This window comes from Shewanella glacialipiscicola (assembly GCF_023283485.1).
Taxonomy (GTDB): domain Bacteria; phylum Pseudomonadota; class Gammaproteobacteria; order Enterobacterales; family Shewanellaceae; genus Shewanella; species Shewanella glacialipiscicola.
In genome coordinates, this window is sequence record NZ_JAKILU010000014.1 from 88,325 (window position 1) to 107,935 (window position 19,611).

The following is a 19,611-nucleotide window of genomic DNA, read 5'->3' on the forward strand; positions in this document are numbered from 1 at the left end:
AAGAGTGTTGTATTTACATCCCTTTTAGCATCAGGCAGCGACGTTATTTAATAGGCGTTGGTGCTTGAGAGAGAAATTGCAGCAGGTTATGGAACAGTTAGCCTTTTTTGAAATCCCTAGTCCTTGTATCGGAGTGTGCCATACCGATGCGCGTGGTTACTGTAATGGTTGCCTGCGTAGCCGTGACGAAAGATTTAATTGGTTAACGTTTTCAGCTACGCAAAAGTACGATGTGATCCGCTTATGTACCCAACGTAAACGCCGTCGCCAGCTGGCAATAATGAAAGCACGGCAAACCCAACTTGAGCGAGAAAGGGCCGAATTAAACCCACAATTAAATTTTGAACCTAAGCCAGAAGCCTCGCTGGATTTTGGTGGTTTTGAGCTAGACTAACCTAGTATGATGCCATAGCTTGATTGTCACTATATGGTTAGAATGTTGCATTACAGCTGGCGTTTTATCGGCCAATTAAGGTTAAAGCACGTCTGGTATGGATTACTGCTAACGCTGACATCGCCTTGATGTCGCTGCATAATACGTTTGATTATAGCAAGCCCTAAACCATGTCCTTTATTACCATTTTGCACCGATTGGCTGCGATAGAAAGGTTCAAATACTTTAGGTAAATCTACTGCAGGGATGGGTTCTCCATCGTTGCTCACACTTAAACTCACCCTGTGCTGGGTTTGTTTAACTTCTATGATGATTGCAGTGCGGGCAAAGCGCTGCGCATTGGTCAGTAAATTTTGCAGTGTACGCTCGATTAATGCCGGTTCACCTAGTAGTGGCAGTTTATCGATTGTAGTCTTGAGCCCGATAGGGATTGGACTTAAGCTTTCTAAACGCTTAATGGTTTGATTAATTAGCTGAATTAAATCGTACTCATCTAATTGGATCCCTTCTCGCTGGGATTCTAAACTGGCATAAGTCAGTAGTTCTTGCAGTAAATCTTCAATCTCTTTGATATCGATTTGCATTTCATCAATAAAATTTTGTCGCTTTTGAGCGTCAGAATCAGGCTGACAATACATGGGGATTAAAGCGAGGGCAAATTTAAGCCTTGCCAGCGGCGTGCGGATCTCATGGGATACCGCATTCGACAAGTGTTTTTGATTCTCGATTAAGGCGCTGATATGCCTTGCCATTTCGTTAAACGTATTGGCTAAGGGTTTAACTTGAGAGCGATTTGACAGCGTAATTCGAGTGTCCCATTTGGCCTCGCCAAATTCTTTGGTCGCCTTACGTAGTATGCTCAAATCCCGTGATAGTGGACCGACCCAAATTAGTGCCACAAGGGCGAGTGATAAATAAAAGAACAGCGTGAATAGGCTGCGAAGGTTTGCTCTAGGATCGATATCCAGCGGCCCCGCCATTAAGACTTGATCGCCGACTCGAATAAATTGCAGCAGGCTATTGTTGTGAGCCGTGGTGGTGAACACCTTATTGGAACTCAAGGCTTGATTGTCCAGCAGCGCGACTTGATCGGCATTGAGTAGCTGCAGTGGCATCAAAGGATTGGCTGGGATCGCCTCCAAATACCGTTGACGAGTATCGGTAGAGAGCTCTGCTAATAATTGCGCTAATGCCACTAATGGGGCATCGAGGGCATTATTATCATCGACATTTTTCTGCCACAGGCTGTCGAGTGTCCAGCCAACCCCAAGTACGCTGAGACTGAGTAACAGATATAAGCTGATAAAGAGACGTTTCACTGGATTTTTACTTAGTTATTCCAAGCTTCAGGAGCAAACAAATAACCTTGTCCCCAAACGGTTTTAATTCTGAATGGTGTCTCAATATTATCGTTGAGTTTTTTACGTAATCTAGAAATACGCACATCAATTTTTCTATCTTTACCATCAAAATCAATGTTGAGGAGTAATTGATAGATATATTGACGGCTCAGCACTTGGCCTGCTTGTGAAGCCAATAACCACAGCAACTCGAATTCGTGACTGGTAAGATCGACTTCAGTTTCGTTAAGGCGAATTGCATGGGTATGTGGGTCGATACTCAGTTTACCAAAGGTTAAACAGTGTGATTCTGCCTGCGGCGGCTGATTTTGACGGCGAAGTAAGTTGTTAATTCGCGCCACTAATAAGGCGGGATCGACGGGTTTAACCACATAGTCATCGGCACCGAGTTCTAAGCCTTTGATTTGATCTTCTGTTGAACCTAACGCGCTCATTAGTAAGATCGGGCCGGCGAAATAATCGGGCAGTTTTTCACATAATGTGAGGCCATCCATACCGGGCAGCATAATGTCTAACAGTATGATATCGGGCTTGTAATTGATTAATCGAGTTAATACCGTGTCACCACGGCGTTCAACTTCAACATGCATACCATGGGACTTTAGGTAATCTACAATCAGATTTGCGAGGCGAACGTCATCTTCAACCAATAACACTCTGTGATTCGATTGTGGGCTGGTCATCAAAATAAACTCCAAGGGTTGCGATAACGTCTGCGAACCTGAGGTTGTGCTGCAGAAGTGATTTTAAGTTTGGCACTTGCCAACGTTCGGTTGCTGTCTTTAGTCACCATGATAAATTCAATGTCCGTTAAGGTATGGATTTTCATGCGTAAAGTCTTGGTTAAAACGGAATCACTGCACCACTTTGGATAAGCAATATTGTTAGATAAAATACAGATAAGCTCATCTTTTGCCAATGTCCAGTGTAGTTCTATATCGATGTCGCAAGCTTGATTATCAGAGCTGGTAATACAAATTTCAGGTGTCAGTTTGAGTGTGGTATCGCGGTTTTTAGCCTGCGCTGAATGTGGGCTTACTAAGCAGAGGCTTAGACCGATAAAACACAGCCTACTTAACTGAGACAGCGTCACTAATATTAGAACCTATAAGCTGCACCGATAAAATAGGTGCGGCTGTAGTCTTGTATTAACAAGGGGCTGGCGGCAATTTCATCGGCAATTTGAGTATAACGAACTGCCAACAGCAGATCCCAATTGTCAGTTAATACATAACGCGTTGTTATTTCTGCACCTTTATTCCAACCCGATTTAGCTTGATACTGTTCGCTCCAGTAGGCGTTTTCACTGGGCCGAACGCCGTAATAATAATCCACCACGGCTTGGCTCTTCCAATCAAATATTAATGCAAATTCAAAAATGAAACGATCGAGTTCCCAGCCATTACTCCACTTTATTTGGGCTTCTGAACCTTGGTGAACATTAAACATATCGTGGGTGTAGGCTAAGCGAATAATCCCCAGTCGTGTATAGATAAAGGCCTCCGCGCCGCCAAGCATGGTGAAGTTTCGCGTTTCTAACGTATTAAATTCTGCTTCGGGTTCTGTCGTTAATGCTAAATTTGTCGTTGTTTTCGTAGGCATCTGACTACTACGCTCTAAAAAAACATTCGATGGATCCCAACGATAAAAATAGGCTCTATCTAAGCTATAACTGGTCACTAGGTTGATAGTAAAGCTTTCTTGCTCGGCTAAGGTGTAACCTAAATTACCATTATCAAAGAACCAGTTTTTACCGTAATAGGCTATGGTTGGAATAAAAAATAGAGGTATATCGTTGAAATCTTTTAGTGGGTTAGATTTTTGTCCCCAGCCAATAGCAACACCTAAGTCCCAGTTGTCCATCTCAATGCATTGACTTTCAGGTACGCAAGTTTGTTTCGCCATTCCAATTGAAGGCAAAATACTTAGGCTGGCAATGAGGATAAATAGGATCCGATACATGATTTTATGGTTAAAGGCTGCAGTTACCTGTACAGGAAAACAGAGTAGCATTTTACACAAAATTCAACAGCGGTTTCATCGGCGCGGATGCAAAATGATACAGTTATCATATAAATAGTAGATTTGTAGAACTTAGAAACCACAATACAGCATTCGTAATGCAAAAAGCTCTATTGGGCAGATTCTTATGGTTAAACATCAATACTTAAACGGGGCGTTAATGTATGTCACCAATCACTAACAAAACTGAAGTGACTGGTTTAATTGTAAATAATAATGCCATTCGCGGATGTGAATGGCATTGGATGAGGCTGAGAATGTAATTTTTTTGCGGTAATATCTAAGATTTAAATGAAAATTAATTGACCTCAGTGACCGATTTATAGCCTATTTCAGTGAGTTGATCGTTTACACAATCCAACACATATTGTTTAAGCTCGGCATTCTCTACTTGATCTTCAGAGGCCATCTGTTGGCACACTTCTTTCAGCTGAGCTACATCGGCTGCGGGTGCAGGCGGTAAAGTTGAATCGTCAGCAAAGGAAGTCACACTAACTAATGCTAACAAGGTAAAAACAGCTGATAACTTCTTCATTTTATATCCTTTAGTGATGTATTGTTAATCACAGATTAAGAAGCATTCTCCTAATACCACTGTGCTAACAACAGCAATTTATCACTGCTATTCTGTTTTTGATATAAATAATTTTAACCTTTTGAGTGCCAGTATTTTTTCGGCTTTTTCACCTGATACGTGTCAAGAACAGCTGCAAGTCACTGGAACGGTTTAACCATCTTAACGGGATTCAAGTTTACTGAGTTTTATATCGGTACTCACTTGTCTGTGCTGTTAGTGACGCCAAACTTGTCACTTAACGCCCATGCCACAAAAATCATATTTTCAAAATTAACCCACTAAAATTATCGTCATAAATCGGCGTTAATCCTATATCGACGATTGCTGTGGGTTTCTTTCAAAAGTGCTGCTTTCATCACCTTAAGGGTTTATTTGCGATGAAAGGCATAATTTTAGCTGTTTTTATCCTTGTTTCTGTTGATGATTATCGAGCCGTTTTAGCTGAATTATGCGCTGGTTACAATTATGGAGTTAAAGTGAGACGTAAAGCAGTATTCAGGCAGTTTTTTCTTTAGCGTTTTGAATTGAAAAGGATTTATTTTTAGACTATTTATATAAATTTTTATTTTTATATTTTTAAATATATAAGTCATTGTTTATAATTTATTTTTTGTGTAAATCATTTGCTTTCAGTGGTTTTTTGCTAAAAGCATTATTATTCTCTAGAATGCGCCGCTCTCGCAGAGGCGAGAATAGAAAAAATAGTAAATGCTATTGATTCTTATCGAATTATTTATCTTATAGGGGAATACAGTGTCTGCAAAATTGGCTAATCCTGCACCATTAGGTTTGATGGGCTTTGGTATGACAACGATTTTATTAAATATCCATAACGCGGGTTATTTCCCTATTGATTCGATGATCTTAGCCATGGGTATTTTCTACGGTGGTATTGGTCAAATTATTGTAGGCATTATGTGTTTTATGCGCGGCGACACGTTTGGCACAACGGCATTTACCTCATACGGTTTGTTTTGGTTAACGCTAGTGGGGTTAATTCTGATGCCTAATGCGGGTATTGCGGCGAGTCCAACGTATTTTATGGGTTGGTATTTAACGTTATGGGGCATATTCACTGCATTTATGTTTGTGGGGTCTTTGCGTTACTCAAGAGCTAAACAGTTTGTTTTTGCTTCGTTGACTCTCTTATTTTTCTTGCTCGCAGCACGTGATTTTACCGGTAATGCCTTAATCGGCACTATTGCGGGCTTTGAAGGCATTATTTGCGGTGCGAGTGCGATTTATTTTGCGATGGCGCAGGTACTTAATAATGAGTATGGCCGCACGATTTTACCGATTGGTGAATTAAAGCAGTAACCCTTAAGCGCATGTGTAGCTGTAAAAAAGGCTGATGCAGATCAGCCTTTTTTATGTATATTTTTTAGTGATATTAGATTTTCGTTTTAATATAGGCCACTGTAGCCTCATCTAAACTACGTAATGAAACATAACTCGTGCCCGCTTTGTGGTTGATTAAAAAGCCTTTTTCGGTTTCTTTAATCCGGTAAATATCGGTCCATAAAATTTGGCTAGTCACCGACATCGATTGAGTGTGAATACCTAACTCATCAATTGTAAGCCTCACCTCATTACTAGCGGCTTTACTCATCATCTGCCGCATTAACCACCAAGCCTTGTGAAACTTCACATTAAGCGCTTCGATAACACCTAATCCAACAAAAAAGTAAGCTAAATACAGACTAATGCCACTGAAAATAAGCGCAATACCTATTAGAAATAATCCAATGGCTTTGTAGAAGGGTTTAAGCGTGGGATCGGGGATGACTGATTGACTATAACATTCTTCAAAATGAGCTTTATCTAAAATATAGGTGGTCGAATAGGAATAAGGCGTTGGCATAATGTCATCTAATTGAGGTCAAGCTTAAGGCGCTAGTGTAGCGATTACCAACGACAAAGTAACTAGAGGCTTGAGAAAGAGGGGGATTTTACCACTTAATACCTTTGCAATTAGGCAATTGGGTTGGACTGCAATGCGGTAACCGTTATAGTGAGTGTGTCATCAGATTTATTAGGTTCTCAACCATTTATTCAAGGAGCGTAGTCGCATTATGGCCTTAATTCCTAAAGATTTTGTTAATTATAAATCAACGCCCATTTTCTCCCATGATAGTGTCCCTAAAATGTTGCTTCATATGCACAACACCAAGGCTGGCGTGTATGGGCAAATCCAAGTGTTGGCCGGCCAACTGACGTTTTACGGCTTTACCGACAGGAGAGGCGAGTTAGACAAACAAATCGTTATTAATGCCGGAGAAACGGCTATTTCTCACCCTGAGTATTGGCATAAAGTGGAGCTGATGACCGATGATACCGAGTTTAGGATCCACTTTTATGCCCAAAAAGATTCAGAGATTGTCGCGCAGCAGCAATCTGAGCGAAATGAGTAGCTTATGCTACTCATTCAGTTTATGTCGGTATTTAATAACAATACCGACATAACGATGCGGCTTTAATATCGGTTTCGCTCGGTAGGCATGTCACTCAGATACTCGACAAACTCGACTTCAAAGCCATGTGCGTCGAAGAAGTAAATATTGCGTCGATAGGGATCCTCCATACCATCTTTGGCAATGGGGAATCCTGCTTGGGTTAATCTGTCTATCACAGCATCTAAATTGTCAGTCACAAAGGCAAAGTGTGCGAGGCCTATTTGGTGGCCAGTTAAATCTCGATTTTCTCTCTCACCATTATCACTAAAAGCAATATATTGATAATCATCGCCAAAATGGATCCAATTGCGGGGCTTGCCGTACCAAGAGCCTTTATCACCACCGCGAACCCGCCAGTGGGGAAAAGCCGCTTGATAAAAGCGCAGTGCTGCGGGGATGTCGTCTACCACTAAGTTGATATGTTCTAAATGAATCATAATGCGTTCCTTGTAATGATTTTAGTCTGTTACTGGTGGTTAAAATCTCAAGCCGCTCACATACCGTAACAGTATTCCTGCTGTTTTGGGTACGCTTGATTTGCGTGTCGCTCACGAATAGGCACCAGTGCTTGGGCATATTGATGCAGCATATGTAAGCTGTATTGCACTCTTTCCCTGAGTGCGATATCGCGAGCATCCTCGGGTATTGTATTTAGCACATTGCTAACATTGCGAATAATTAAGTGGTCGGGAATAGGCACTAATTTATTGTTTTTGAGCGCATTCATCTTTACTTCAACGATGGGGTAAGTACCGCCAATTCCAGTGGATACTGAGATTAATAGTGCTGGTTTATGGGCAGTTTCTACGCGAGTGCACATCAATAAAAAGTTTTTCAGAAGCGGTGATGCCATACCGCCCCATTCTGGGGTGATTAGCACTAATGCATCAGCTTCATCGATTTTTTGTTTTATTTCTGGCCAGTGCTTACCTTTACTGTGTTCTTCACCATCCCAAAAGGGCAGTTCAAAACGGCATAATTCTAAGTGATATATAGCGTCGTATCCCATCGTATGGGGTGATAAAAAGCTGCTGTCGGCAATATAGCGCCCAACTTTTGCACTCTGTGAATCAAGTCTTTGACTGCTGCTGATAATGAGTAACTTCATTAAGTAAACCTATTTGTTTATAAATTAATTGTAAGGTAATCACTTTACTTAATATTGTAAAGGATAAAGTAAATAAAAAAGTTTATTTAATCTATTAAAGCGATGGTGATTCGGCGATAATGCGCTGGCTTAAATTGGAGATAACAGATGAAAACCACTGATAAAATTATTCAATTACTCAAGGTGCATGGCCCGTTAACGGCTAAAACCTTAGCGGAAGAATTGGCGTTAACAACTATGGGGGTGCGTCAACATCTTCAAGCCTTAGAAGACACTGGCGATGTGGATATTGAAGATAGAGTTGAGGGGCGTGGTCGGCCAACGCGGTATTGGACTTTGACTGAGCAAAGCCGAGTTCACTTTGCTGATCGCCATGAAGAATTGACGGTACAGCTAATTGATTCGGTGAGAATGATTTTTGGCGATCAAGGGTTAAACAAGTTAATTGACCATCGGGAGCAAAGTGCGTTAATCCAATATCGTGCCGCGATGGTAGGGGCGACAGATATTCCTACTCGTTTGGCTATACTTGTGCAGTTGCGTTCAAACGAAGGCTATATGGCGACGATGGAGCAAATAGGGGGCATATATTTTCTACTAGAAAATCATTGTCCTATCTGCGCTGCAGCCACCAAATGTTTAAATTTTTGCCGTTCAGAATTACAACTTTTCCAGCAGTTATTCAATGATATTGCCGTGGTGAGCCGTGAAGAACATATTATTGAAGGCGCGCGCCGCTGTGCATATAAGATTGAAGTTATCACTTTGAAGTGACTTTAGGCTGCACCTCTGTGATGCTTTATCTATCGGATAAAACATCACAGAGTTGATAACTGAGTCAAAAAATGGTTCAGACAGTGGACCAAATGACTATAGAACCGCTACCAATATTCTTGTCTCTAAGGTTCGTGATAAGCCAATAGCGTATCGAAACGTTGATGCCCTTTAAGTTGTGAAAAATCAGCCTCATCTAAAGCCAGCTCCTTAAACGAAGCGCTGTTATCGATAGCGCGCTCTAAATCAGAAATTGCTCTTTCTTCTACCCCTAAACAGGCAAAAGCGCAGGCTCTTTGGTAAAACGCGTGGGCGTTAGTGGGGTCAACTTCTAATACGCGATTACATAGGCTTTGTGCCCAGTTAAACTCGCGCATTTCCATGGCCGCATCAGCCTTGTAGGTCAGCGCCTCTAAATCCCCTGGGCGGATCGTGAGAATTTCATCATAGACTTCAATCTTTTGTTCTGGGGTTTGTGCGCTTTGGGCGCGTAGCCAGAGATTATGGATTTCATTAATAATCTCAATCTCGCGATTATTGTCTGTGATCGTGCGACTCTTACGTTGAAGTTCTTGCTCTAATGCTTTGAATTTATTTTCATATTGCTCAGCAATACTTTGTAGCTGATTAGCAGCCAATTTGGCGGTATGTGTCTTGATTTCCCGCAGGGATTGCCAGCCGATAAAAGCAACTAAAGAGGCGACCCCCGCAATAATGTAGAAGAAGTAAGTTACAGTGACATTGGCGTAATTCATCGACGCATTAGCAACTGCCATTTCACGGTCGGTAATATCAATCGTGAGGCGTCGCTCGAGATCCTGCTGATCGTGCCTAAGTAACTTAAGCTCATCGAGGACGTAACGCTCGATCAGTGGTTTATCATGTATGGCGGAAGGTGTTGAGACCGCGGACGGACTAGTTGTATCATTCGCTTGAGCGAAAAAAGAGCTTGCAAGCGTCACTAAAAATAAGGCTAAAAGTAGCAGATTCGAACATTGTATAACGGGATTTGCAGATAAGTTTTTGATGCGGCAACCACTCATAATAAGATGAATTAAGTCCCTATCTTAACAAATTTTAGCGATAGGGATCCAATTTCGTCCCGAAAACCTTCGTTATACAGAGCGGTAATGGCTCGCTATGAGCACAACGTTCATCCTGATAGAATAGCCATCCTATTCATATTTCGTCATTTGTGGTGTTATGCAATCTAAGCGCGGCCGGCTCGATCGTTATCTTTGTACTCATTTACAAACGCACCGTAAAGCGGTACGTGAACTAATGCTATTAGGTAACGTCAGTGTCGACGGATTAATCGTCAAAGACATGGATATGCAAGTGGATGAGTTTTCACATATTCAACTTGGCGATCAAATACTGCAAGCCAACACGCCGGTTTATTGGATGTTGCATAAGCCGATTGGTGTCGTGAGCGCCACTAAAGATGCTCAACACAAAACAGTGATTGATTTGCTCGATTGCGAAGCCCGTTATGAGTTGCATATCGCGGGTAGACTAGATTTAAATTCTTCGGGTTTATTATTGCTGACCAATGACAGCCGCTGGTCTAATGCACTAATGTCACCGACGCATAAGGTCGATAAAGTGTATCGCGTCACCTTAGCGAATCCATTAACTGAAGAATATATAGCCGTATTTGCCGCTGGCATGTATTTTGGCTTTGAAGATATTACCACTCAACCCGCTAAGTTGGTGATCCTTGCTAACAATGTGGCCGAGGTGACTTTAAGTGAAGGTAAGTACCATCAAATCAAGCGGATGTTTGGACGATTTCGCAATCCTGTCGTTGGACTACATCGATTATCGATAGGCGACATTGTGTTGGATAACACACTCGCTCCGGGTGAGAGCCGTGCATTGACTGCTTCAGAAGTGGCTTGTATCCGCTGAAAACCGATAGTTCAACGTATGAGACACATATGGCCATGCTAAGCATAAAAGCGGGCTTGAGAGTTAATTCCCTCAAGCCCTTAGCATGTCTTACAGATCGGCGTGTGGGCCAAATACTTCATAGTGCATGTTTTCAATTGCTACACCGAGCGCGAGTAATTGCTGTTTGACAGCAGACATGAATCCAATTGGGCCACAGAAATAATAACGTGCATTAGGAACCAGTTGCTCGGCTACTTTGCTTAATTCCATTTGTCCTTTGAAATCATAGTCTTCACCTAGCACATCGGTTGAATTCGGCTCACGATACCAGACATGGCTCGTTAGATTAGTATGCTGCTGGCGCTTGGCATTAATTGCCTCTTTAAAACCGTGTACAGGACCTTGCTCACAGGCATGCAACCAAGTGATATCGCTTGGATGTTGCTGCTTGAGTAGCTGATTTAACATACTTTTCATTGGAGTTTGGCCTACACCAGCAGAAATTAATACCACTGGCATTTCAGGTGTCACCTTCAGCATGAAGTCTCCAGCAGGAGGCATAACCATAACCTTGTCACCGGCTTGTAATACATCGTGAAGCAGATTAGACACTTGGCCACCGATTTCACGTTTTACACTGATGCGATAATGGCTGCCATTAGGGGCATCGGACAGCGAATACTGACGAATTTCTTCATTGGCTAAGTTAGGATGTTTTAGCTTTACACTTAAATATTGGCCAGGAATAAAATCTTTAACTGGCTTGCCATCTTCAGGAGTCAATATGAAGGAGGTGATGACTGCTGATTCGGTATTTTTCGCGCTAATGATAAAGCGACGTTCACCTGCCCACCCACCTTCTTGTTCTGCTTGTGCTTGGTAAATTTGCGCCTCTCGCTGAATAAAAATGTTAGCTAAAAACCCATAGGCTTGTCCCCAGGCTTCTAACACTTCTTCTGTAACCGCATCACCACCTAACTCTTTAAGAGTGGCTAATAAATGGCTACCGACAATGGCATATTGATCAGGCTTAATTAAAAAACCTGTATGTTTTTGGGCAATACGCTCGACGGTTGATGCCAGAACAGCTAGGTTTTCAATATTTTTTGCATAGGCCGCGACAGCATTAAAAAGGGCGACAGGTTGACCACCAGAATGCTGGTGCGCTAAGTTAAAAACATCTTTTAATTCAGGATTATGTTTGAACATACGTTCATAAAAGTGCGTAGTAAGCGCAGGTCCTGCTGATTCTAATAGGGGAATGGTGCTTTTAATAACTTGGATGGTACGGCTATCCAACATAAAAAATCCTTAACGCACAAATAATATGAATGTTTAATAAGTTTAAAGATCTATTTGATTTGGATCAATGGTTATTGTCGTTTTCTATGTTATGGCAACAAGTGTGTAGGCATATTAGTAGTGTTTGACTTGGAGATTTAGTACATCAGCTGGATTGTATTGTTACTTTGATTTCAATATGTAAAGTGGCTAATACGAAGTCAGTTAAAGATAGGTTTAATAAATTTAAAGGGGAAGCAACAGGGGACTTAATTTATTGTAGACGTAAAAAGCAGGCACAAAAAAACCTCGCTTGGCGAGGTTTAAGTGTTGGTACAGATGAGAGGACTTGAACCTCCACGCCCTTGCGAGCACCAGCACCTGAAGCTGGCGTGTCTACCAATTCCACCACATCTGCATGGATATCCGAAATTTCATCGAATGAATAATCTTAATATCGAATAACAAATCGTAATGGTTTGTTTCGTTGAACTGCAATTTGGTACAGGTGAGAGGACTTGAACCTCCACGCCCTTGCGAGCACCAGCACCTGAAGCTGGCGTGTCTACCAATTCCACCACACCTGCACTGTACCTATTGCAGTTCTCTAACATTAGCCGCTGTAGCAACCAATTTAAAGATGGTGCCCGAACCCGGAATCGAACCAGGGACACGAGGATTTTCAATCCTCTGCTCTACCGACTGAGCTATTCGGGCGACGGGCGCAATTTAAAGGCTTTTCGGGTTTTGAGTCAATAGATTTTTACGAAATAACCTAAAAAACGACTTGGTTGAGTAAGATTCACTCGAAAGTATCATTTGTGTGGCTATTGTCGATGTCAAAATCGTCAAACTTCAATATAGACTGAGCACTTAGCAAACCTAAATAATGACTTATTTGCAATCCAAAGCAAAAAAAAGCCCCTATTACAGGGGCTTTCTACATTAGTTTGATAAGATTTCATTGTTTGGATAGTTAGCTTGCATTACCATGAGCACGTTTTGCTTCAGCTTGCTCTGACCTAATTCGCCATAAGCTTCTATCATTATTTCTAATGCCCGTTCATTTGAAGGGGTGCCAGGGTAAGTTTCCATAACTGATTGTGCTCGAATCGCTGCGGCGCTCCAAGCATTCATCTTGAGGTAATACTCGGCAACTTGAATTGAATATCTTGCTAAGCGATTCTTTAACGCTAACATGCGTTTTTGCGCATCTGCGGCATATTTGCTGTTAGGATAGGTTTTGATAAGACGATCAAAATCTTTGAAAGCATCTTGAGCATTTTTAGGATCACGATCGGTTCGGTCAATACTAAGCATATCGTGGAACAAGTAGTTGTCTGCTTGCATGTTCACCAAACCGCGCATATAGAACACGTAGTCGACATCAGGGTGAGTGGGATTAAGACGGATAAATCTGTCTATGTTCGCAATCCCCGAGGCAACATCGTCCATTTTGTAGTAAGCATAAATCAGGTCTAACTGGACTTGAGTTTTGTGAGGTCCGAAGGGGAAGCGCGAGTCTAACGCCTCCAAAGAACGGACAGCTTTAGAGTAATTGCCAAGTTCCATAGAGGTTCTTGCCTGAGCGTAAAGTACATCAGGTGACGTTTTGGCGGCAATATCGTTATCATCAGGGCTGCTGCTACAGGCTGATAACGCTAGTGAAAATAGGACTAAGGTAACGCCTTTGGAAAATTTATACATACTTGAATTCAATTCTTTTTAAGTTGTAGTTAAGAATTTTTCCATTTCACTATAAAATAGAAAACATCCGATTGTAACAGATAGCACACATTTTTTGACCCCTAAATGGGGATACGGTTCCTATGACACAAGAGATTAATCTAAAAAGCGAGATTTCGGCAACACAAACTGGACTGAGATTAGATCTGGCCCTAGCAGAGTTGTTCCCAGATTACTCGCGCACGCGCATCAAGGAATGGATCCTATCTGATGCAGTTTATGTTGACGGCGTCGTCGTTAATAAGCCCCGTGAGAAAGTTTATGAGCTGCAGCAGATAGTCATTGATGCCACGCTCGAAGAAGAAGTGCATGCCGCGGCGCAGGCTATTGACCTTGATATCATCTATGAAGATGACGATATTATGGTGATTAATAAGCAAGCTGGCCTTGTGGTTCACCCAGGTGCAGGCAATGCTGATGGCACCTTGATGAATGCACTGCTGCACCATTGTCCTGATATTGAGCATGTACCGCGAGCAGGTATTGTGCACCGTCTTGATAAAGACACCACAGGTTTAATGGTGGTAGCTAAAACTGTTGAAGCACAAACGCATTTAGTTGCGGCGTTGCAGGCCCGTGAAATCGTTCGTGAATACGAAGCGATAGTGATGGGGACTATGACGGGCGGCGGTACTGTGGATGAGCCAATTGGTCGTCATCCAACTAAACGTACTCATATGGCAGTGCATCACTCAGGTAAACCTGCGGTGACGCATTATCGTGTTGCAGAAAAATTCCGCAACCATACGCGATTAAGACTGCGTTTAGAGTCGGGACGCACTCATCAAATTCGTGTTCACATGGAATACATTGGGCACGTGTTGGTTGGCGATCCTACCTATGGTGGCCGCCCAAAACCGCCTAAATATGCTAGCCCAGAGTTTTTCGATATTCTGAAAAACTTTAAACGCCAAGCATTGCATGCGGTGCGTCTTGAATTAGCACACCCAGTGAGTTGTGAAATCATGAGCTGGCAAGCGCCAATTCCTGAAGACATGGTGATCCTGACTAAAGCACTGCGTCAAGACACGGTCGAGCATCCGATCGAGTATTTGTAAGTGTTGCATCACGATTGGCCAGTTCCTGCTAATGTCGGCATCGCCATGACAAATCGTCATGGCGGTGTGAGCACGCATCCCTTTGATAGTCTCAATCTTGGGCTACATGTTGGCGATGCGATTGAACGGGTGATGGCTAATCGTGAATTACTTTCTAAGCAATTAACATTAGCTGCCGATCCTGTTTGGCTTGAGCAAGTCCATGGCACTCATGTGCTTAATTTAGATACGCTGACGTTAGTTAGCCCTAGATTAGCAAACCAGAGCTTGGCTAATGCGAGTGCGGATAAGCTGATTGCTGATGCCAGTTATAGTCGAACCGTACGGCGAGTTTGCGCGATAATGACTGCCGATTGCTTACCCGTGTTACTGTGTAATCAAGCAGGAACCGAAGTGGCTGCGGCCCATGCTGGTTGGCGTGGTTTGTGCGATGGTGTTATTGAAGCCACAGCAGCGCAGTTTAGTTCACCAATGAATGAGCTAATTGCGTATTTAGGTCCAGCTATTGGGCCACAAAAATTTGAAGTTGGCGCCGAAGTAAAGCAAGCATTCTGTGCTTTGCATCCGCAAGCGGCAGCCTGTTTTATCCCTAATGGTGATAAGTATCTTGCCAATATTGTAAGTTTAGCTAAATTACGCTTGAGTTTACTCGGGGTAAGCCATATTTATAGTGCAGATATCTGCACCATCACCGACACTAATTATTTTTCTTATCGTCGCGATAAGGTGACTGGACGCATGGCTTCGTTGATCTGGCTTAAGTCTTAAGCTCATTCCCCTAAAATTTATCTCTATTTATATGTTATCAGCTTGAAATTGGCTAAATAGCCCCCATCTTTTAACTAACGAAATGTAACACCAATCCTATTTAGAATTTTCCATTAGCAGTACTTATCTAAAGCTACTTAATTGGCAAGATATCTTGTGGATTGGTATATCTCTACTATGTGAGTTTTAGGAGGCTGTATGCGACTCGATCGTATGACCAATAAATTTCAGCTTGCCATCTCAGATGCCCAGTCTCTTGCACTTGGGCGTGATCATCAGTTTATTGAACCACTGCATTTGATGATGGCATTGTTGAACCAAGATTCAGGTTCAATCCATCCGTTATTAACCCAAGCGGGCATTCGCGTGAGTGCGCTGCGATCGCTTTTGAGCCAAGAGCTCGAGCGTTTACCGCAAGTCGAAGGTACTGGCGGCGATGTGCAATTATCCCAAGGGTTGATACGGTTATTAAACCTGTGTGATAAGTTGGCGCAAAAGCGTAAAGATAAATATATCTCTAGTGAGTTATTTGTGCTGGCGGCCTTAGAAGGTACCGACGCCCTTGCGCAAGCGCTGAAAAAATCCGGTGCGACTAAAGAATTACTAGAACAAACTATTGAACAGATGCGTGGCGGCCAAAAAGTAGACGATCCTAATGCGGAAGATCAACGCCAAGCGTTGAAAAAATTTACCATCGATCTGACCGAGCGAGCAGAGCAGGGTAAATTGGATCCAGTAATTGGTCGTGATGAAGAGATTCGTCGCACGATCCAAGTATTACAACGTCGTAGCAAAAACAACCCTGTGCTCATTGGTGAGCCTGGTGTGGGTAAAACAGCGATTGTTGAAGGGCTTGCCCAGCGTATCGTTAATGGCGAAGTGCCAGAGGGTATCAAAAATAAGCGAGTGTTATCACTCGATATGGGTTCATTGATTGCGGGCGCTAAATATCGCGGTGAGTTTGAAGAGCGTTTAAAAGCGGTACTTAATGAACTCGCGCAAGAAGAAGGCCAAGTCATTCTCTTCATCGATGAGTTACATACTATGGTCGGTGCGGGTAAAGGCGAGGGCGCAATGGATGCGGGTAATATGCTCAAACCTGCATTAGCGCGTGGCGATCTTCACTGTGTCGGCGCAACGACGCTCGATGAGTATCGTCAATATATTGAAAAAGATGCGGCGCTTGAACGTCGTTTCCAAAAAGTACTGGTGGATGAGCCAAGCGTTGAAGACACTATCGCTATCTTGCGTGGACTGAAAGAGCGTTACGAGCTGCATCACCATGTTGAAATTACCGATCCGGCGATTGTGGCGGCAGCGACTATGTCGCACCGTTATGTGTCGGACCGTAAGTTGCCCGATAAGGCAATTGATTTAATTGACGAAGCTGCATCGAGTATCCGTATGCAGATGGACTCTAAACCCGAGTCGCTTGATAGATTAGAGCGTCGTGCTATTCAGCTTAAGTTGGAAGAGCAAGCGTTAGCGAAAGAAAGTGATGAGGCGAGTCGTCGTAGGCTTGAAACCTTACAAGAAGAATTGCGTGAAGTTGAAGCCAAAGCCTCTGATCTGAACGAAATTTGGCATACTGAAAAAGCCGCATTAGCGGGAACTCAGCACATTAAAGCTGATCTCGAGCAAGCTCGAATGGACTTAGAAGTCGCACGTCGTGCGGGTGATTTAACGCGGATGTCTGAGCTGCAGTACGGTCGCATTCCTGAGCTTGAAAAGCAGCTTGATTTAGCGTCCCAAGCTGAAATGCAAGATATGACTTTATTACGTAATAAGGTCACAGAATTTGAAATCGCCGAAGTCTTGTCTAAAGCGACGGGCATTCCCGTATCGAAAATGCTTGAGGGCGAGCGCGAAAAATTACTGCAAATGGAAGTGGCGTTGCATGAGCGGGTTATTGGCCAAAATGAAGCCGTTGATGCGGTTTCTAACGCGATCCGTCGTAGTCGCGCTGGATTGGCGGATCCAAATCGTCCGATTGGTTCGTTCCTGTTCTTAGGCCCAACGGGTGTGGGTAAAACTGAGCTGTGTAAATCATTGGCGCGGTTCTTATTCGATACCGAATCGGCTTTAGTACGTATTGATATGTCTGAGTTTATGGAGAAACACTCAGTGTCACGCTTAGTGGGTGCGCCTCCTGGATACGTGGGCTATGAAGAGGGCGGTTACTTAACAGAAGCCGTTCGTCGTAAACCATATTCGGTGATATTGCTCGACGAAGTTGAGAAAGCGCATCCTGATGTGTTTAACATCTTACTGCAAGTGCTTGACGATGGACGTTTAACCGATGGTCAAGGTCGTACTGTAGACTTTAGAAATACAGTGATCATCATGACCTCGAACTTAGGCTCCGACATTATCCAAGAAGGATTTGGTCAAGTAACCTATGCAGAGATGAAAGCAGCGGTAATGAATGTGGTCACCCACAGCTTCAGGCCCGAGTTTTTAAACCGTATTGATGAGTCTGTGGTATTCCATCCATTGGATGCTGCCAATATTAAACGTATTGCTTCGATACAGATTGCTTCTTTACGTCAACGTTTGGCAGAGAAGGACTATACATTGGAGATCACCGACGACGCATTATCGTTGATTGCAGAAATTGGTTTCGATCCTGTGTATGGTGCAAGACCCTTGAAACGGGCATTGCAGCAAGAAGTCGAAAACCCACTGGCGCAAAGATTGTTGCGTGGCGATTTATTACCAGGCAAACCAATCAAAGTCAGCTGTGCGGGTGGCGAGTTAGTATTTGAGCAATAACAATGTGTATTGTTTGAATGTGAGGTGAATGCTTGAGGTAGGTGCACCGGTTATTTTAAAATAAGCGTTCTAGAATCTGAGCTTGAAATTAATCAGTACAGAGCTAATTTAATCGGTACCTAACCTACATCAAAGCACTAAAACCTAAAAGGGCTGAGTTTCTAACTCAGCCCTTTTTTATGTACTCAAGCACTTTTTATTGTTGATATTATCGGCTGCTATTTTTATCACTTCTTATTACAGAAGAGTTTGATTCTTTCTTGTTGCTGAGCAATCGATGTCTGGCGGTCTTCTTCAGTCATCGCGACAGGCTTGCTCGAATCTGAAGTTTGGCGGATAAGATTAGTATGCGTCGTCAGTACTTCTAAATTATGTGTTGCACTCTCACAAATCGATTGAGCCTGTTTGGCATCTTTTTGTTTAATCAAAGCTGCTGACTTTTCTACTTCACTGGTTTGTTGCACTTCTTGTTTCTTTAGCGGTGCAATAAAACCTACTTTAGCTTGCGACAAATCTTTACTGTATAACTTCTCAGCTTTAATACTCTCTTGTTGTGGGGCCTGCTGACTGTAATGCGTCACCCCATTATCATCAACCCAAGTATAAATAACGTCTGCCAAAACAGGACTAGTAAAAAGGCCTAGCCAGAGCCATTGGCACAATATTGTGCTGAACTTGTTCACTGGTAACATTGAAATTATTCCTAATGGCAGCTTATCGATACAATAAAATATGCTTTCTTGAAGGCTAGAGCCACGCCCATGGCTTAACACAAATCAGTGTATGCAAAATTCATCCAATCAAACAGTAAAAATAGCAATATCTGTTTATAGAGCAATGACTGAGTATCTCATCATGCTAAGAATGCAATGGCATAGTGAATTTGGCAGTGATGCGGTTATCGCCTTCCTCTTATGCCATCACTACTATCCTTTCTATATTTGAGAGCGTTTACTTATTATAGATAAAATACCTATTCACCTCTGTTTATAGGAGTTCAATCCATTAAGACCACGATAGTTGGTGATTTTCTTAGTCAAATGTCTCTGCTCAATAGGGATAATCAGCCAATTTTGCAGCATATTTCTGCAGTTTGATGGTTATTCATGCGTTTGATTTTAATTGTTTAAAAAGCCCTTGCGCACTTTCTCAATCTCCCTATAATGCGCATCCACTGACACGGCAGACAGCGTTAAGCCGCCTGATGTGAAAGTTCATTAATGAGTTTACTGATTGATGAGGGTTGAAGGTTTATGTAAATAATCCTTGACGCACAATGGGAAATGCGTAGAATACGCAGCCCTAGCCACCTAGAAGCATTTGATGCTCAGCGTGGTACTCACGTTCTCTGATGAGATTGAGTTGCTCTTTAACAATATAAAACAAGAAATCTGTGTGGACACT

Annotated in this window: 20 protein-coding genes and 3 tRNA genes; 8 read left to right on the top strand and 15 right to left on the bottom strand. The window is 42.6% G+C overall.

The window, feature by feature from the left end:
- Nucleotides 1–88: 88 nt before the first annotated feature.
- The gene (locus L2717_RS11990; RefSeq protein ID WP_220773270.1) at nt 89–394 is read left to right on the top strand and encodes a DUF1289 domain-containing protein; all 306 of its coding nucleotides are present in this window, start codon (nt 89–91) and stop codon (nt 392–394) included.
- Nucleotides 395–444: 50 nt separating this feature from the next.
- Here the strand turns inward: L2717_RS11990 and L2717_RS11995 are convergent, their stop codons facing one another.
- The 5 genes from L2717_RS11995 to L2717_RS12015 form a co-directional block, all read right to left on the bottom strand.
- Nucleotides 445–1,713, bottom strand: a complete 1,269-nt coding sequence (locus L2717_RS11995) for an ATP-binding protein (RefSeq protein ID WP_220773251.1) — start codon at nt 1,711–1,713, stop codon at nt 445–447.
- An 11-nt stretch (nt 1,714–1,724) separates the two neighbouring features.
- Nucleotides 1,725–2,438 (bottom strand): response regulator, encoded by a 714-nt coding sequence (locus tag L2717_RS12000; protein WP_220773250.1) that lies wholly within the window; start codon nt 2,436–2,438, stop codon nt 1,725–1,727.
- Complete coding sequence (locus L2717_RS12005; protein WP_220773249.1) at nt 2,438–2,848, bottom strand: DUF3019 domain-containing protein; 411 nt, start codon at nt 2,846–2,848, stop codon at nt 2,438–2,440. The genes L2717_RS12000 and L2717_RS12005 overlap by 1 nt, the downstream gene beginning before the upstream one ends.
- 5 nt (nt 2,849–2,853) lie before the next feature.
- Entirely contained in the window at nt 2,854–3,717 is an 864-nt protein-coding gene (locus L2717_RS12010; RefSeq protein ID WP_220773248.1) for a MipA/OmpV family protein, read from the bottom strand.
- A gap of 358 nt (nt 3,718–4,075) precedes the next feature.
- Nucleotides 4,076–4,312, bottom strand: a complete 237-nt coding sequence (locus L2717_RS12015; protein WP_220775232.1) for a hypothetical protein — start codon at nt 4,310–4,312, stop codon at nt 4,076–4,078.
- 795 nt (nt 4,313–5,107) lie between these two features.
- On the opposite strand from L2717_RS12015, the gene L2717_RS12020 reads away from it, so the two are divergent.
- On the top strand, nt 5,108–5,671 hold the full coding sequence (locus L2717_RS12020) for an acetate uptake transporter (protein WP_248938059.1): 564 nt from the start codon (nt 5,108–5,110) through the stop codon (nt 5,669–5,671).
- Between the two features lie 73 nt (nt 5,672–5,744).
- Here the strand turns inward: L2717_RS12020 and L2717_RS12025 are convergent, their stop codons facing one another.
- Nucleotides 5,745–6,215, bottom strand: coding sequence for a YcxB family protein (locus L2717_RS12025; protein WP_220774180.1), 471 nt, complete (start codon nt 6,213–6,215; stop codon nt 5,745–5,747).
- A 211-nt stretch (nt 6,216–6,426) separates the two neighbouring features.
- Between L2717_RS12025 and L2717_RS12030 the strand changes: the two genes are divergently transcribed.
- Nucleotides 6,427–6,765 carry a TehB family protein gene (locus tag L2717_RS12030; protein ID WP_076500876.1) on the top strand — a complete coding sequence of 113 codons (339 nt, stop codon included), beginning with the start codon at nt 6,427–6,429 and terminating at the stop codon, nt 6,763–6,765.
- A gap of 62 nt (nt 6,766–6,827) precedes the next feature.
- Here L2717_RS12030 and L2717_RS12035 read toward each other — a convergent pair whose 3' ends face one another.
- Both L2717_RS12035 and L2717_RS12040 read right to left on the bottom strand, forming a co-directional pair.
- Nucleotides 6,828–7,244, bottom strand: coding sequence for a VOC family protein (locus L2717_RS12035; protein ID WP_220774181.1), 417 nt, complete (start codon nt 7,242–7,244; stop codon nt 6,828–6,830).
- 56 nt (nt 7,245–7,300) lie between these two features.
- Nucleotides 7,301–7,915, bottom strand: coding sequence for an NADPH-dependent FMN reductase (locus L2717_RS12040; RefSeq protein ID WP_220774182.1), 615 nt, complete (start codon nt 7,913–7,915; stop codon nt 7,301–7,303).
- A 147-nt stretch (nt 7,916–8,062) separates the two neighbouring features.
- On the opposite strand from L2717_RS12040, the gene L2717_RS12045 reads away from it, so the two are divergent.
- The gene (locus L2717_RS12045; RefSeq protein ID WP_220774183.1) at nt 8,063–8,689 is read left to right on the top strand and encodes a helix-turn-helix transcriptional regulator; all 627 of its coding nucleotides are present in this window, start codon (nt 8,063–8,065) and stop codon (nt 8,687–8,689) included.
- A gap of 125 nt (nt 8,690–8,814) precedes the next feature.
- Here L2717_RS12045 and L2717_RS12050 read toward each other — a convergent pair whose 3' ends face one another.
- Nucleotides 8,815–9,732 carry a TPR end-of-group domain-containing protein gene (locus L2717_RS12050; RefSeq protein WP_220774184.1) on the bottom strand — a complete coding sequence of 306 codons (918 nt, stop codon included), beginning with the start codon at nt 9,730–9,732 and terminating at the stop codon, nt 8,815–8,817.
- Nucleotides 9,733–9,892: 160 nt separating this feature from the next.
- Here L2717_RS12050 and L2717_RS12055 point away from each other — a divergent pair, with 160 nt between their 5' ends.
- Nucleotides 9,893–10,600, top strand: coding sequence for a pseudouridine synthase (locus L2717_RS12055; protein ID WP_220774185.1), 708 nt, complete (start codon nt 9,893–9,895; stop codon nt 10,598–10,600).
- A gap of 90 nt (nt 10,601–10,690) precedes the next feature.
- Here L2717_RS12055 and hmpA read toward each other — a convergent pair whose 3' ends face one another.
- The 5 genes from hmpA to L2717_RS12080 form a co-directional block, all read right to left on the bottom strand.
- Complete coding sequence (hmpA, locus tag L2717_RS12060; RefSeq protein ID WP_220774186.1) at nt 10,691–11,884, bottom strand: NO-inducible flavohemoprotein; 1,194 nt, start codon at nt 11,882–11,884, stop codon at nt 10,691–10,693.
- Between the two features lie 310 nt (nt 11,885–12,194).
- A tRNA-Leu gene (locus L2717_RS12065) sits at nt 12,195–12,281 on the bottom strand.
- Nucleotides 12,282–12,363: 82 nt separating this feature from the next.
- Nucleotides 12,364–12,450 (bottom strand) — tRNA-Leu (locus L2717_RS12070).
- A gap of 54 nt (nt 12,451–12,504) precedes the next feature.
- A tRNA-Phe gene (locus L2717_RS12075) sits at nt 12,505–12,580 on the bottom strand.
- Nucleotides 12,581–12,808: 228 nt separating this feature from the next.
- Nucleotides 12,809–13,570, bottom strand: coding sequence for an outer membrane protein assembly factor BamD (locus tag L2717_RS12080; RefSeq protein ID WP_220774187.1), 762 nt, complete (start codon nt 13,568–13,570; stop codon nt 12,809–12,811).
- 122 nt (nt 13,571–13,692) lie between these two features.
- On the opposite strand from L2717_RS12080, the gene rluD reads away from it, so the two are divergent.
- The 3 genes from rluD (at nt 13,693) to clpB (ending at nt 18,207) form a co-directional block, all read left to right on the top strand.
- Nucleotides 13,693–14,667: a 23S rRNA pseudouridine(1911/1915/1917) synthase RluD gene (rluD, locus tag L2717_RS12085; RefSeq protein ID WP_220774188.1), complete on the top strand. Its 975-nt coding sequence runs from the start codon at nt 13,693–13,695 to the stop codon at nt 14,665–14,667.
- Nucleotides 14,668–15,435 carry a peptidoglycan editing factor PgeF gene (gene pgeF / locus L2717_RS12090; protein ID WP_220774189.1) on the top strand — a complete coding sequence of 256 codons (768 nt, stop codon included), beginning with the start codon at nt 14,668–14,670 and terminating at the stop codon, nt 15,433–15,435. It abuts the gene before it with no gap.
- A gap of 198 nt (nt 15,436–15,633) precedes the next feature.
- On the top strand, nt 15,634–18,207 hold the full coding sequence (gene clpB / locus L2717_RS12095) for an ATP-dependent chaperone ClpB (RefSeq protein WP_076500855.1): 2,574 nt from the start codon (nt 15,634–15,636) through the stop codon (nt 18,205–18,207).
- Nucleotides 18,208–18,434: 227 nt separating this feature from the next.
- Here clpB and L2717_RS12100 read toward each other — a convergent pair whose 3' ends face one another.
- Nucleotides 18,435–18,899, bottom strand: coding sequence for a DUF4124 domain-containing protein (locus L2717_RS12100; protein ID WP_220774191.1), 465 nt, complete (start codon nt 18,897–18,899; stop codon nt 18,435–18,437).
- Between the last annotated feature and the right edge of the window lie 712 nt (nt 18,900–19,611).

Coding starts and splice junctions, on each gene's coding strand:
- L2717_RS12040 (WP_220774182.1), bottom strand. CDS start 7,915: ATGAAGTTACTCATTATCAGCAGCAGTCAAAGACTTGATTCACAGAGT.
- rluD (WP_220774188.1), top strand. CDS start 13,693: ATGACACAAGAGATTAATCTAAAAAGCGAGATTTCGGCAACACAAACT.
- L2717_RS12000 (WP_220773250.1), bottom strand. CDS start 2,438: ATGACCAGCCCACAATCGAATCACAGAGTGTTATTGGTTGAAGATGAC.
- L2717_RS12045 (WP_220774183.1), top strand. CDS start 8,063: ATGAAAACCACTGATAAAATTATTCAATTACTCAAGGTGCATGGCCCG.
- L2717_RS11990 (WP_220773270.1), top strand. CDS start 89: ATGGAACAGTTAGCCTTTTTTGAAATCCCTAGTCCTTGTATCGGAGTG.
- clpB (WP_076500855.1), top strand. CDS start 15,634: ATGCGACTCGATCGTATGACCAATAAATTTCAGCTTGCCATCTCAGAT.
- L2717_RS12015 (WP_220775232.1), bottom strand. CDS start 4,312: ATGAAGAAGTTATCAGCTGTTTTTACCTTGTTAGCATTAGTTAGTGTG.
- hmpA (WP_220774186.1), bottom strand. CDS start 11,884: ATGTTGGATAGCCGTACCATCCAAGTTATTAAAAGCACCATTCCCCTA.
- L2717_RS12100 (WP_220774191.1), bottom strand. CDS start 18,899: ATGTTACCAGTGAACAAGTTCAGCACAATATTGTGCCAATGGCTCTGG.
- L2717_RS12030 (WP_076500876.1), top strand. CDS start 6,427: ATGGCCTTAATTCCTAAAGATTTTGTTAATTATAAATCAACGCCCATT.
- L2717_RS12025 (WP_220774180.1), bottom strand. CDS start 6,215: ATGCCAACGCCTTATTCCTATTCGACCACCTATATTTTAGATAAAGCT.
- L2717_RS12035 (WP_220774181.1), bottom strand. CDS start 7,244: ATGATTCATTTAGAACATATCAACTTAGTGGTAGACGACATCCCCGCA.
- L2717_RS12050 (WP_220774184.1), bottom strand. CDS start 9,732: ATGAGTGGTTGCCGCATCAAAAACTTATCTGCAAATCCCGTTATACAA.
- L2717_RS12080 (WP_220774187.1), bottom strand. CDS start 13,570: ATGTATAAATTTTCCAAAGGCGTTACCTTAGTCCTATTTTCACTAGCG.
- L2717_RS12055 (WP_220774185.1), top strand. CDS start 9,893: ATGCAATCTAAGCGCGGCCGGCTCGATCGTTATCTTTGTACTCATTTA.
- L2717_RS12010 (WP_220773248.1), bottom strand. CDS start 3,717: ATGTATCGGATCCTATTTATCCTCATTGCCAGCCTAAGTATTTTGCCT.